At 43.1% G+C, this 12,393-nt stretch carries 14 protein-coding genes; all 14 read right to left on the bottom strand.

Features of this window, described 5'->3' with window-relative positions; all coding sequences use genetic code 11:
- Positions 1-456: 456 nt before the first annotated feature.
- Positions 457-1,314, bottom strand: a complete 858-nt coding sequence (locus tag AAFM34_RS13715; protein ID WP_341663722.1) for an EamA family transporter — start codon at positions 1,312-1,314, stop codon at positions 457-459.
- A 42-nt stretch (positions 1,315-1,356) separates the two neighbouring features.
- On the bottom strand, positions 1,357-2,106 hold the full coding sequence (phnP, locus tag AAFM34_RS13710; protein WP_341663720.1) for a phosphonate metabolism protein PhnP: 750 nt from the start codon (positions 2,104-2,106) through the stop codon (positions 1,357-1,359).
- Positions 2,103-2,684 carry a phosphonate metabolism protein/1,5-bisphosphokinase (PRPP-forming) PhnN gene (phnN, locus tag AAFM34_RS13705; protein WP_341663718.1) on the bottom strand — a complete coding sequence of 194 codons (582 nt, stop codon included), beginning with the start codon at positions 2,682-2,684 and terminating at the stop codon, positions 2,103-2,105. The genes phnP and phnN overlap by 4 nt, the downstream gene beginning before the upstream one ends.
- Entirely contained in the window at positions 2,677-3,828 is a 1,152-nt protein-coding gene (locus AAFM34_RS13700; RefSeq protein ID WP_341663716.1) for an alpha-D-ribose 1-methylphosphonate 5-triphosphate diphosphatase, read from the bottom strand. Before AAFM34_RS13700 ends, phnN begins: the two co-directional genes overlap by 8 nt.
- Positions 3,829-3,830: 2 nt before the next feature.
- Entirely contained in the window at positions 3,831-4,571 is a 741-nt protein-coding gene (locus tag AAFM34_RS13695; protein ID WP_341663713.1) for an ATP-binding cassette domain-containing protein, read from the bottom strand.
- A 16-nt stretch (positions 4,572-4,587) separates the two neighbouring features.
- Complete coding sequence (locus AAFM34_RS13690; RefSeq protein WP_341663711.1) at positions 4,588-5,418, bottom strand: ATP-binding cassette domain-containing protein; 831 nt, start codon at positions 5,416-5,418, stop codon at positions 4,588-4,590.
- Positions 5,411-6,304: an alpha-D-ribose 1-methylphosphonate 5-phosphate C-P-lyase PhnJ gene (locus AAFM34_RS13685; protein WP_341663709.1), complete on the bottom strand. Its 894-nt coding sequence runs from the start codon at positions 6,302-6,304 to the stop codon at positions 5,411-5,413. Before AAFM34_RS13685 ends, AAFM34_RS13690 begins: the two co-directional genes overlap by 8 nt.
- On the bottom strand, positions 6,301-7,419 hold the full coding sequence (locus tag AAFM34_RS13680; protein WP_341663707.1) for a carbon-phosphorus lyase complex subunit PhnI: 1,119 nt from the start codon (positions 7,417-7,419) through the stop codon (positions 6,301-6,303). Before AAFM34_RS13680 ends, AAFM34_RS13685 begins: the two co-directional genes overlap by 4 nt.
- Positions 7,419-7,985, bottom strand: a complete 567-nt coding sequence (gene phnH, locus AAFM34_RS13675; RefSeq protein WP_341663705.1) for a phosphonate C-P lyase system protein PhnH — start codon at positions 7,983-7,985, stop codon at positions 7,419-7,421. Before phnH ends, AAFM34_RS13680 begins: the two co-directional genes overlap by 1 nt.
- Entirely contained in the window at positions 7,972-8,484 is a 513-nt protein-coding gene (phnG, locus tag AAFM34_RS13670) for a phosphonate C-P lyase system protein PhnG (RefSeq protein WP_341663703.1), read from the bottom strand. Before phnG ends, phnH begins: the two co-directional genes overlap by 14 nt.
- 67 nt (positions 8,485-8,551) lie before the next feature.
- On the bottom strand, positions 8,552-9,547 hold the full coding sequence (gene phnE, locus AAFM34_RS13665) for a phosphonate ABC transporter, permease protein PhnE (RefSeq protein ID WP_341663701.1): 996 nt from the start codon (positions 9,545-9,547) through the stop codon (positions 8,552-8,554).
- Positions 9,544-10,326: a phosphonate ABC transporter ATP-binding protein gene (gene phnC, locus AAFM34_RS13660; RefSeq protein WP_341663699.1), complete on the bottom strand. Its 783-nt coding sequence runs from the start codon at positions 10,324-10,326 to the stop codon at positions 9,544-9,546. The genes phnE and phnC overlap by 4 nt, the downstream gene beginning before the upstream one ends.
- A 77-nt stretch (positions 10,327-10,403) precedes the next feature.
- Positions 10,404-11,321: a phosphate/phosphite/phosphonate ABC transporter substrate-binding protein gene (locus tag AAFM34_RS13655; RefSeq protein ID WP_341663697.1), complete on the bottom strand. Its 918-nt coding sequence runs from the start codon at positions 11,319-11,321 to the stop codon at positions 10,404-10,406.
- A 24-nt stretch (positions 11,322-11,345) separates the two neighbouring features.
- Complete coding sequence (phnF, locus tag AAFM34_RS13650; RefSeq protein ID WP_341663695.1) at positions 11,346-12,077, bottom strand: phosphonate metabolism transcriptional regulator PhnF; 732 nt, start codon at positions 12,075-12,077, stop codon at positions 11,346-11,348.
- Between the last annotated feature and the right edge of the window lie 316 nt (positions 12,078-12,393).

Raw genomic sequence — 12,393 nt, 5'->3', positions numbered from 1 at the left:
GAGCCAATGGCAGAGGACTGACGGACGGGGGTTCGACTCCCCCCATCTCCACCAATTGCAGAAGGTCAACCGTTCTCGGTTGGCCTTTTTTTGCCTACCCACCTTATTCCATAAGGCTTTAACAACTTCGTGCTATTTTAATCTCGGACTTTTCAAGACAAATATTCTCTAAATTGGCAATTACTATATGCGTCTCTCCCCCATCTCTCAAGCCCCAAGCCGATGACCAGATAACAGAGAACCATTTAAAACCAATAGCATACTAGCGGGCGAGTCAAAATGGGCCAAGACTTTATCATTTGAGAACAATCCTTTTTCCGGTGCGAGGCAGCCCCATAACTTTTTCAATTACTCAGTTCCCGTTTGGTTTATTTACCTAGGACAAGTCAGCATGGAAGTTCTAAACTGCCTGTTTCATTTTACGCATTTATCCAGGCATTGTTTGTTATCCCACTACTACAAATCAATAACAACCAATGCAATTCCTAGCGATATGACTATTGAACAAAATAATCGCTGAAATGCTGACTCCTTCTCCTTGAATATCAGCACCGATACCAATGTCGCTAACACAATGCCACTGTTACTAATCGCTACTGCCGCAGAGGCTGGCAATTGAACCATTGCTCTTACAACCAACGCATAGGCTACGCCAATAAATAACCCACCTGTAAATATTAAAAACCATTTCGGTTTTTGTTCGGGCACAAAGCTGTCGGTCTTTTTATATTGCTCAAGAGATAGAAAAACAAAGGATGCAAAATAGCCTACTGAAATGTAGCCAAGTTGTGCCCCAAAGGTAGGTAGATAATTAACCGCCACTTTATCACTTACAGAATAAATACTAGTCCCTAGAGCTGCCAACAAAGCCCACTTCAAAGCAGAGGCCGTATGTAAACCACTATCGAACTTGGCGAGCAACCAGAGCCCAAAGATGCTAATAAATATTCCAGAAAAACCCATCAAACTGAGACGATCATCAAATAAAGCCCAAGCCCAAAAAGCGATTAATATTGGCGAACTTCTTGCGATGGGATAGACGAACGACACACTCGCAAAATGGTAGGCACGACGAAGGGCAAAGAAGTAGAATACATTTGTAATTACAGAAAATAGCAATGCCAAAATTAGCTCATCATTCCAGCGTGCTTCAATGACCAATTGAGATATTGACCAAGGAGCGAATATGAGCGTATGAGCTAATAATCCCCACCATAAAAAGTTTGCACGCTTGTCTGTAAAACGAGTCATAACGTTCCAAGCAACATGCATGAAAACGGAAAGCGCTAGCAAAACTAGCGCATTATTGACCATTAACCTGCCCTGTAACAAATACGCTCAATCTCAAAGTGTTATTCATAGCTCAATAACCATGGCGTCATTTCCTACAATCACATTTTCCGGTAACTGATTTTTATTATCTTGAAACCAGTTGTCGAGATGATGAGTAATGTGCGTCAGCACCGTTTTTTTAGGGCAAATTGAGTCGTGAATAGCAAGCGTATCGTTAAGGTTGTTATGATTTTTGTTTTGGACGGTTGGAGGATAACTGGTATCAATGATCAAGCAGTCAAGACCAATAAACTTTAGACAATCTGTGACTTTGGGTGGGAGACCTTTGGTATCTGTGAGATACGCTAGAGAGGTGCCAGCATATTTAAACAAATAACCAAAAGTAAGCTTCGAGTGAATCAATGGCAACGCAATCACTTCTAGATCGTTCAGTTCTATTCTGCCAAATTTCTTAAGCTGCCTGAATTCTAGTAATCCCGGATGTTTATAGAGATCAGCACACCCCTCTTTGTCAGGAGGACAATATACTGGAATCTTAGGTTCTTGACCCCAGCGAATGTGAAACAAACCCTGAACATGGTCGGGGTGAAAATGGGTCAGGAAGATTCCATTGAGAAAAGAGGAATCGAAACGCTCCCCAATATTCATGATCCCCGCATCAATTAAGTAGGCCGCCCCATCTACTTCTATTAACGCACAAGCTGGTTGTCTCTTAAATGAAGACATAGTCTTGGCCTTAAGGCAGACTGGACATCGACATCCAAACAAGGGAACCCCCCCAGCGGCACCCGTCCCCAAAAGCGTCACTTTCATTGATAGGCCTGCTGTTGAATGCAATTTTTTTCTTCAACAATAAGATCAAATAAGTGTTTGCCAGCCTCTTCTAAAGAGCCATTATTTTCTACTCTGAGAATATCATTTTGTGACACAAAATAACTTTCGTCTTGCTTAGCTTTTGCAAGCCTTTGCTCGATCTCATCATCAGACTCCCTGCCTCGTAATAACAAACGATTTCTTAACACGTCTGAATCGACATATACTAAAATAGGGCATAAATTCTCGAAACGATTTCTCGCTTCTGATAAATAAGACCGAGAGCCGTTAACCACAACATTTATGTCCCGACCTAGCCATCCTTCAATTTCTAGGCCGATGCCATAGTAGTTGCCATGGCTCTGCCAATCCATTGAAAATAAGCCCGCCTCTTGTCGATGAAGAAACTCTTTTTCTGATAACGCAACATGGTTCTCTCCACCAGCATTGGCATCCCGCGTAATATATCGATGTGCGAAAGCAATGCCGTCTTCGGGCTTAAAATGCTTGCGAAGATAATTTATCAGTGCGTCTTTCCCCGCACCGGAGGGGCCAATAATATAAAACAGCTTAGCCATGATCATATTGAACCTGAAATACTAAGTCTCCGGCACTCCATGTTCTGGATATTTGAGGAAGACCACCAGGCAAGCTAACAGCAACAAGGTCAGCTCGCTTACCTACCGCAATTTCTCCTCTGTCAGATAATCTTGCAGCTTTTGCAGGATTCAAAGTCACTAGTTTTATGGCATCCACCAAGGACATATCGATTAGTTGAGGAATCTTGAATATCGCTACGATAAGCGCTGCAGGGGAGTAATCAGCACAAAGGCAGTCTGCTACGCCATTTTCTATAGCCTCAATAGCTTTCATAGAACCAGACTGACTTTTCCCTCGCAATATATTGGGAGCGCCGAAAACCGTCGACATATTAGCAGCTTTGGCGGCCTTAGCAGCCTCTAAGTTGATCGGAAATTCGGAGATATCAGCGCCAATCTCACTCATTGTCGCAACACGTTCAACAGAATCATCATCATGACTCGCCACTGATATATTACGTTGATGTGCTAAAGCACTAAGCTCTTTCATTCGTTCAAACGCTCCGGACGCGGAAGCTGCTTTACGCGTGACAATATCGTCGATTTCTTCATCTGTTTTTTTATACATACGACTCAAGTAGTTTTTATAGGCCGCCATATCCTTAAACTGACCTTGACCGGGTGTATGATCCATCATGGAAATCATATGCATTAAGTCGTCTTCTAACAAATTTTTCAGAATTGGTACTCCCGTCTCATCGGTAATTTCATACCTGCAGTGGACACGGTTATCGACCAGAGCATGCGGTTGCCATTTATGTACTGCTCTCGCTACTTCTCCGGCAAAATCGTTATTGCGCACACCCAGCTCTTCGTGAGCGAATGATAGTGCGTGATAAACTGTAGTGATTCCCGCTGCTGCATTGCGCTTATCCGCTTGCGCACAAGCAAAATCAAGCGGAAAATGAACGTTTGGCCTGGGTTCTACCTCTTTTTCGAGGGCGTCACAGTGAATATCGATCATGCCCGGCATCAAGAGGTCTCCGCGTAAATCAATTACTTCATTTGCGTGGGAAATATCTGAGTTAATTGAGCGAATGAATCCATCTTCAATAAATAAGTTCGATTCTTCTAAAATTGTATCTCGCAACACAATCGTTGCATTTTTAATAAATATCTTCATGCTTAGGCCGTCTCTAATAATTGGTCAACTGATTGTGGTATTTGAAGTTCGACAACGTGCTCTGCCATTTTCTCTACCAGCGTTGGGTCATGAAAAATGGCGAGCATCGCTACACCTTCTTCTTTTAGTTTTTTTAGCTCTCTTAATACCACTTCAGTAGTTATGGGATCTAAACTCGATGTCGGTTCATCGAGTAATAACAAGCGGGGGTTGGCGACTAAACTTCTCGCTAGATTTACGCGCTGTTTCTCGCCACCGGAAAAATTCGCGGGCGAGAGACTCCACAATCGTTCGGGAAGATTCAGGCGAGACAGCATGTCACGGGCCTTTTCGAGCGCTTCTTGCAAACTTGTACCGCGTTTCAAAAGAGACTGAGCAACAAGAAATTCACTTGGTTTTCGCGGCAAGATGTGTAAGAACTGAGTCACAAAGCTAATTTCTTCTTTCCTTAGTTGTAATATATGATGCTCATCCGCATGCGCTAGGTCATATTCACGACCATTCTCCGCTTGATACAACACTCTGCCACAAGTTGGTAAATAGGTCCGATATATACCTTTTAGTACGCTAGATTTTCCTGAACCCGTAGGGCCTATCAGTGCGGTCAGCTGTCCCTGATAAACCGATAGTTCAACATTTTGTGAGGAGGGAATAATTTTACCCTGCTCGTAAAGTACAAACTGCTTTGCGTATTGTTGAACCCGAAGCACGCGGTCATTAGCTGTGTTGATGTGGTTGTTCATAAGATGGAAACTCCTTTTATAACGCAGACGCAACAAGCCGTTGGGTGTATGGATGCTGAGGGTCTTCAAGAATCTGGTCCGTTAAGCCCGATTCAATTACCCGGCCATATTTCATAACAAGGGTGCGACCAGCCAACAAACGGATCACTCCGAGGTCATGCGTAACTACGATCATGGCCGTTTCTATCTCTTGTTGGATTTCCATAATTAAATCAAGAATAGCTGCCTGCACTGACAAATCGAGCCCGGTTGTTACTTCATCAAGAAACAGTAATGGTGGGTAAGTCGACAAGGCTTTGGCTATTTGTACGCGTTGTTGCATGCCTCCCGAGAAAGTTTTTGGCAAGGCATCTATTCTTGCGGTTGGCACTTCTGTTCTGTGCAAAAGAGAGGTGGCTCGTTTTCTTATATCACTGAAATTGCTAACACTAGACATCAGCAATCGCTCTGCGATGTTCCCTCCAGCTGAAATATCGAAGTTCAACCCTAAATACGGATTCTGATAAACCATACCGAAACATCGGCTGGCTAATTGTCTTTGCTGGGCGGCGTTTAAAGTAAACAAATCATGTTGTTTACCCTCATCATAAAAGATTGCACTGCCCGACGTGGGTTCTTCATCAAAATACAAGCTCTTCACTGAAGTCGACTTCCCAGAACCTGACTCCCCCATAATCCCAAGAATCTCTCCCTTGTATAGATCAAAAGAAACATCATGTGCTGCCACGACGCTGCCGCAACTAGGGCAAATATTTGTATCAGCTTCGGGGCCTGTTAGCTCAAAACAATCGGCACACCCTTTACCATAAACTTTTGACAAGTTTCTGACTTCTAATACCTTATCCATTTAAAGCTTCCTCAGGATTTAGTTTATTTTCAGACAGGGCTTTCTTTTTAAATGTTTCACAGTAATCACTGTCAGAGCATTGATAGACTTTCTCGCCATTTGTTGAGTCAACAAATTCGTCTAGAAAGCTGGAGGTCGAACCACATTTTTTACAAGCTCGACGTTTACCCTTCTGATCATCAAAATCTTCAACCCTGAATGGCACATCGTCGAAAGCTAATGGATCTGCATCCGTGAAGGGGGGTACCGCATAGATTTTCTTTTCCCGTCCAGCACCCAACAGGATTAAAGCCTTTGACTGATGCATTTTCGGCACGTCCCAACGAGGTATAGGCGATGGGTCAATAACGTAGCAATCATTTATGCGCGTTGGATAACGGTGTGATATCGTTATTTCTTGGTACTTTATAAGGTCTTCATAAAGCTTTACGAGCAAACGAGAATAATCACCTTCACCATGCATTTGCTTGCGCTTATCTTCCGAGGGCTCAACGATAACCAATGGATCGGGATAGGGAACTTGAAGGACAATGATCTGGTCTTCTCGCAATTCCTTTTCAGGAATACGGTGACGCGACTGAATTATGTTAGCATCTTCAGTGCAAGTAGTCGTATTGATACCCGGGCACGTCATTTCGATAAATTCTCGAAGGTTCACAGCATTTACCGAGTCATCAGATCCTTGATCTATAACCTTGAGCGTGTCATCTTTGCCAATCAGAGAAAGTGTCAACTGCAAACCACCAGTACCAAACCCGCGTCCCATTGGCATTTCTCGGCTTGAATAAGGCACCTGGTACCCTGGTATCGCGACTGCTTTTAATGTACACCGCCTAACTTCCTTTTTTGCGAATTCATCTAAGAATCCAAAATTGTATTGACTCATGATTCGGTTGCCTCTTGGTGTTTGTTTTGAGTCGCACGCAAGCGATCCATATCTGATTGAAATGTGACGTAGTGAGGCATTTTGTAGTGTGAGCAGAATCCCATGGAGTCCACACCATCGACGTGTAATAAAACGAACTCGGGGTCTTCTGAAGGATTAGACGGCCCGTCTCTCATGCCTTTTTGTAACGCACGATCCAATATTGCCATGCTGATGGCTTTGACCTCATTGTGACCAAAGCAAGCCCCGTAGCCTAAAGTAAACATGGCCTTTGAATTATGTTGCTGCGTATCTTCTTCATCTTCATACATGGCGACAACTTCACACTCTGTTATCTCTATCTCACCAATTTCCGTGAGTTCATTGGTAATCGGATGTGGAAGCATGACGGGGACATAGCCCACTCTCAATTCAGCAACGGTTGGGTGAATATCCCCATAGCCTCGCATGTTTGAATACGCCATGCCGAGCAAGGAACCTTGTTCAGCACGTGCCATTGTTGCTAGTGCAGCTGATCTTGGCACTGGAAAAACGAGTGGTTCACGAGTAATGTCAAAGGGTTCCGCCAAACTGTTCAATTCTGGCTCTGGTGGAAGCAACCCCTGCTTTCTTAGTTCATCCAACACCTTCGGAAATGTATCCGGAATTTGTGTTTCATTAGTATTAGATAACCACTTTTTCGCAATGGATTGGAATACTTCTGGTGACTCATCGAGCATTTCCATTCGCATCAACCTAAGTTGATAATCAGTTGTTGCACCCAACATTTGTCCCTTTGGAATATCTTTGAAGGCAGCAGATATGCGTCGAGTGATCCGCATTTTGCCGGTATCCATTAGTGGTGTTTCAACGAGACGCGGTACGGTCGACCGAAAAGCTCTTAGGGCAAAAGAAGCTTCAAGCGTATCGCCATGAAATTGCTTGATTGCTAGCGCTGCTAATTCTGGGTGATAAACGCCGCCCTCAGAGATAACTCTACTGTGCAATAGTCTTAATTGATTTTGAATAGTGTCTGCATCAATAGGACCAACACCTTCACGTGTTCTTAAATACTCAAACGCCCCTTCTGCGCCTCTTAGTGCTTGAGCACCGCCTTTGACTGCAACATACGCCATTAGATCACCTCCACGCGAGTAGTTCGCGGTAATGCTATAAAGCTGTCTCGATCACACAAAAGAATATCAACACCGATTGGAAAGCTTGAGCACCACTCGCTTCTACGCTCCAACCAAGATTCACTCAATCCACAAATCTGTACTTTTGCTGAGCCATTCACACCAGGGCCAGTCAGTTGAAGTGCCTGGTCACCTTCACCAATCTTGGAAACACATATGATTAAGGTTGCGGAATCTTCTGGGTTAGCTAATGAGCCGAGCTTTGGGCCCTCATCGATAGCCCTTTCACCAGTAGCAACAATAAAATTCGCCTTTATGACTTCAGTATTTGAAGCTTGTAGCATCTTCCAGTCGCTTTCCTTTAATAGAAATTCCGGATCTGATATTGATACTTGCGAGTCTGTCAGTGTCGCAAGTAAGGGTAGAAATCCATAAGTAGGTTTATATTGATCAGGCACTCCATGTAATATTTCATTTTGAGTGCCGGGCCGAGACATCGCATTAAGCAAATGACGGTAATTTCGCTGCTGTAATTGTGGCAGCCACAACGAATCAACTTGCAACATTTTGCATAACCTCCGCCACATTGCTTATTTTGTTTGGGTCTACCGCATCCTCGAGCAAAGAGAAATCAACACGAGTACTCGCAAGAATTTTTCTACGGGCTATCTCCTTTTCTTCAAATAAATGCAGTCCTTGTGTTAATAACGCTTCGATCTCATGAAAACCATCCAGCTCCTCAGCCAAAACCGCATCGCAAATCGCTAGCACCTCGGCATACTCAACATCATCATGCATAACATTTGCTGCACCTTGAACCACCCTCCCATCAGGGGTAGATATTTCAATCCAAACGCAGGAAAGTGGGAACTCACCCAAGAAGAAAGGCTCTGACATTGTGCTCTCTTTCAGTTTCAAAGCGCCTAGACCAGATTGAGGCGGAGAGACTGGTTTAATAAACCAATCTTTTGCTAGATTTTGAACTTGTTCGACTAATTCCAATCGTTTTATTTGACTTAGTGCCTTAATCCACTGTGACCGTGGCAATTCAACTTTCTTGCTCATTTTCAAAATCTCTTATAGATGTCTAGACATCATAAAATTCAAATTTTTTAACTGCTTAATAGGGCGGCTAAAGTGTTTTCATTCGGAGTTTCTGCGATCCGTATTCGAGGGCTAGTACCGTGATAAATACTACAAATAAAATCGTTGATACATGGCCATAATCGAAAAGATCCCAACGCCCTTTGAGCTCCATACCAATACCTCCTGCTCCAACAATACCGAGTACCGTAGCTGTGCGAATATTCCTTTCGAAAATATACTGAACGTAGGCAATCCAGGCCGGTAAAACATGTGGGAAAACGGCGTATCTCAAAACTTTGAGACTACTTGCACCGGCTGATTTAAGCGCTAATTGAGGCCCAGTAGGAGCATTCTCTATTTCGTCCGCAAAAAATTTACCTAGTACACCGCTTGTGTGGATTGCGAGAGCGAGAACACCAGCGATCGGCCCAAATCCATACATAAGAACAAGAAATAACGCGAGAATGAGTTCTGGCATCGCTCTATGAAAACTCAACCAAAAGCGAGAAACTATGTATACCAGTCGATGGGGGGCATAATTTTTAGCCGCCAACACGCCAAGTGGCAAAGAAATCATGAGTGAGATCAACGTACCCCAGAATCCCATTTCTATGGTTTCCCACATTTTAATGATGACTTTCTTCAAATAACCTACTGGATCGACCAAGTATGCAGTTTTTTCAACCGTCCATTTGCCCTCTAATGCATCGTACTCCTTCAATTCACCTGCCTCAATGTAGGAAAACCAAGGTAAATCTTCTAGATCAAAATCATCAATTCGAGCAACTTCAATTCGCTCAGATATTTGAAAAGGGAATGCTTTACTGGCAAAACGAACCACACCATCGAGAACTTGAGAATCACCAATTCCCACGGTTGACAAAACAGCTTTGGATGTTTCAATTGCTGCTTTGTCCATTTCAGTGTTATGAGCAGAAATCGATAAAATGACAAATGCAATAAATGTTAAAAAGACTCGTTTAGGCGTTATCGCATGATAGACAGGCCACTCTCGCCAATGATTGTGTTTTGCGTCTATCATGCTGCCACCTCATTCAGTCTCGCACACTCAGCTTCCTTTCCCTCTTTTTGGGTGAATGTATAAATGGCCTGTTGCATTTGGCTGTCTAATGCGTCAGGGGCTCCGTCAAAAAACACTTTTCCAGAACGTAACGCAACAATCCTATCTGCGAATTCCAACGCGTAATCTAATTGGTGTAATGTGCATACTACCGTAGCATCATGTTGCTTGGCCGCAGTCTTTAAACTATTCAATACACTGCGACTCATTGCAGGATCAAGACTGGCAACAGGCTCGTCTGCCAAAACAACCTTGGGATTAGAAACAAAAGCTCTAGCTATTGCGACTCGTTGCTGTTGACCGCCCGAGAGCTCTGATGCTCTGCGCATTAAATGTTTTTCTTCCAAACCTACTTCATTGAGTAAGGCAAAAGCTTTTAGTTGATCTTCTTTTGGGAAAGATTTTATGAAGCTACGCCAAAACCCACGCTCGGGTAGTAAACCACTTAACACATTGTGTAGAACAGATAGACGAGGAATGAGATGGAGCTGTTGATGAATCATACCAACTTGACGCTGAAATTGACGCAGATTGCTTCGAGTAATGACTTCATCATCAAACGAAACCTTTCCCGATGTTGGTTCGACCATACCATTAATCATGTTCATTAGCGTTGATTTGCCAGCACCAGAAGGTCCTAGTAAAACGCAAAACTCACCTTGGGGTATTTGCAGTGAAACATTGTTCACCGCTATTGTGCCGTCATCATATCGGCGGCTAACTGACTCGAATACCAGCATTTTTATCACCTCTAAACCATCAATTTAAACAAGGGTGTTCTGTCCATGAACACCTTCCATTTTTAACCAAAGTGTGATTAACGTTGGCCTGCTTTATCAATCATTGCTTCCTTGACTTGCTTGGTCACAGCACCTAGTTTGGAGAGAGCATCAAAGATTTTTTGCTCATCAAATTCAGCGTCGTAACGGTCAACTTTCTTGCCGCCGTATCCACGAATTTTGCTTGGATCAATCTTGGTGTGAATCGTATTAAAGGCTTCTTTAAGCTTCGCCTTTAGGGAACTATCCAACCCCTTGTTCATCGCCAAAGGTGGATTAGGAATAGGCTGAGACTTAGCGAGAGGCTTGAACTTGTCTGGATCGATAGCGCCTTTTTGAACTGCTTTACCAAAAGAGTTATAAGAAGCTGCTGCTGCATCTACTTTACCTTCTGCAAGTGCTGCCAATGAAGCCGAGTGAGAACCAGCAACAATAATTTTGTTAAGATCCTTTACAGGATCAACGCCTGCTGCAATGATCATGGCAACAGGAAAATTAAAGGATGAAGTTGAGCTGGTGCTACCGAAGGCCACACTGTGTCCTTTTAGGTCAGATATTTCGTTGATGCCATTACCTTTCTTAACGAATATACCTGAGTAGTATGAAGATTCGCCTTTCAAGACATCGACTGCCAACAAATCAACTCCGCAACGATTATTTGCTTCCCCATAAGTTGAAGCGCCAAACCAAGCTATATCAGCGTGATCGTTACACATACCCTCAACTACGGCCGCGTAGCTATTGCCTGCTTTTATATCAAAGTGAATACCATAGTGCTTTGTAATTCCGTCAAATACAGGCTTGTAATCTTGAGTAATATCATTCGTACCCGTGTCTGCCGGCACCATTAGAACTCTTAATGGATTGCTTTTTGAGCCGTCTGGAAAGTCGGCCAGAACAGCACCAGAAATTGTTAAAGCGGCCATACCGGCTGCAAAGAAGGTTTTGATTTTCATAGTAAGTATCCTATTAGTTGATATTTAAAAATTGAAAGTTAATTCAGTAGTCCCGCCACGAAAACGCGTTATTGCGTATTCGATCGGTCTACCGGTAGTAATTTCTACATTGACGCTTTTGGACTTAAGCACTGGTTCACTCTTTGGCATTAAAAGCTGAGTAGCATCCTCAAAAGTTGGCAAAGCGGTACTAACCAGGCTTTCTTTTCGCTCCAATTTTATAGAAAGATTTTTCTTCAAAAAGCTATGCAGCGACCCGCCTCGAAATTCATCCAAGACAAGTGAGAAATCATCAAGGCATAAGAAATGACTTATTAAGCAAAAAGGTTTTTTCTCGACGATGCGCAAAGTTTCGAGATGTATGATTTGAGCCCCAGAACCTATTCCCAATTTTTTTGCTGTAGCATCATTGGCAATCATTACTTTCTTCGAAAGGAGCTTGCTTTCTGTCTCAAGTCCTAAAAAATCAAATGCTTCAGTAAATCTGGATTGTGCATTTATTGAATAGTTATGAGCCTTTTCTAGCACAATGATGCCAACACCATGACGCCGTTCAACGAAACCCTTACTTACCAGCTCATCCACACCGCGTCTAAGTGTGTGTCGATTTACCCCCAATCGCTTTGATAACTCAATCTCAGACGGAAGGATATCGCCAGGTAGGTAGTTGTCAGAAACCTCTTTCCTCAACCAAAGGGCAATTTGACGGTATACAGGGACGGAACCTTCACCTCTGCTAATTGCGTATACATACATCTAGATAACTCCATAAATTTCTATAAAATATAATGTGTAAATACTTCAGTTCAATTACACTCAAATGACATTTTGATGACATAACAACTAATACGTTTAGAAATACTTACCGATAACAAGTTAACTTGGAGCCAAAAGTCACACACTTGGGAATATATTTGGAAAGGATGAGAATTGTGTTCTTGAGCAAGTGTCAGCGACGCCAGTGAATTACCCTCAGGGCTGGACTTCCTCTTCGATAAGCACCGCAAAATCCTTGTTGATATTTGTTCTCACATGATTGCTCCTAGGATGTATTGGACGGATGAGTTACTAG

Origin of the sequence: Vibrio sp. (genome assembly GCF_038138445.1) — a bacterium.
Taxonomy (GTDB): domain Bacteria; phylum Pseudomonadota; class Gammaproteobacteria; order Enterobacterales; family Vibrionaceae; genus Vibrio.
The sequence above is the reverse complement of the archived record's forward strand: the minus strand, read 5'-3'. Positions and strand labels throughout refer to the sequence as shown.

What these genes read in the sequence shown, in the direction of transcription:
- phnC (WP_341663699.1), bottom strand. Translation starts at nt 10,326, where the DNA reads ATGCTGGTATTCGAGTCAGTTAGCCGCCGATATGATGACGGCACAATA.
- AAFM34_RS13655 (WP_341663697.1), bottom strand. Translation starts at nt 11,321, where the DNA reads ATGAAAATCAAAACCTTCTTTGCAGCCGGTATGGCCGCTTTAACAATT.
- AAFM34_RS13680 (WP_341663707.1), bottom strand. Translation starts at nt 7,419, where the DNA reads ATGGCGTATGTTGCAGTCAAAGGCGGTGCTCAAGCACTAAGAGGCGCA.
- AAFM34_RS13715 (WP_341663722.1), bottom strand. Translation starts at nt 1,314, where the DNA reads ATGGTCAATAATGCGCTAGTTTTGCTAGCGCTTTCCGTTTTCATGCAT.
- phnN (WP_341663718.1), bottom strand. Translation starts at nt 2,684, where the DNA reads ATGGCTAAGCTGTTTTATATTATTGGCCCCTCCGGTGCGGGGAAAGAC.
- phnH (WP_341663705.1), bottom strand. Translation starts at nt 7,985, where the DNA reads ATGTTGCAAGTTGATTCGTTGTGGCTGCCACAATTACAGCAGCGAAAT.
- AAFM34_RS13695 (WP_341663713.1), bottom strand. Translation starts at nt 4,571, where the DNA reads ATGAACAACCACATCAACACAGCTAATGACCGCGTGCTTCGGGTTCAA.
- AAFM34_RS13700 (WP_341663716.1), bottom strand. Translation starts at nt 3,828, where the DNA reads ATGAAGATATTTATTAAAAATGCAACGATTGTGTTGCGAGATACAATT.
- phnF (WP_341663695.1), bottom strand. Translation starts at nt 12,077, where the DNA reads ATGTATGTATACGCAATTAGCAGAGGTGAAGGTTCCGTCCCTGTATAC.
- phnE (WP_341663701.1), bottom strand. Translation starts at nt 9,547, where the DNA reads ATGATAGACGCAAAACACAATCATTGGCGAGAGTGGCCTGTCTATCAT.
- phnP (WP_341663720.1), bottom strand. Translation starts at nt 2,106, where the DNA reads ATGAAAGTGACGCTTTTGGGGACGGGTGCCGCTGGGGGGGTTCCCTTG.
- phnG (WP_341663703.1), bottom strand. Translation starts at nt 8,484, where the DNA reads ATGAGCAAGAAAGTTGAATTGCCACGGTCACAGTGGATTAAGGCACTA.
- AAFM34_RS13690 (WP_341663711.1), bottom strand. Translation starts at nt 5,418, where the DNA reads ATGGATAAGGTATTAGAAGTCAGAAACTTGTCAAAAGTTTATGGTAAA.
- AAFM34_RS13685 (WP_341663709.1), bottom strand. Translation starts at nt 6,304, where the DNA reads ATGAGTCAATACAATTTTGGATTCTTAGATGAATTCGCAAAAAAGGAA.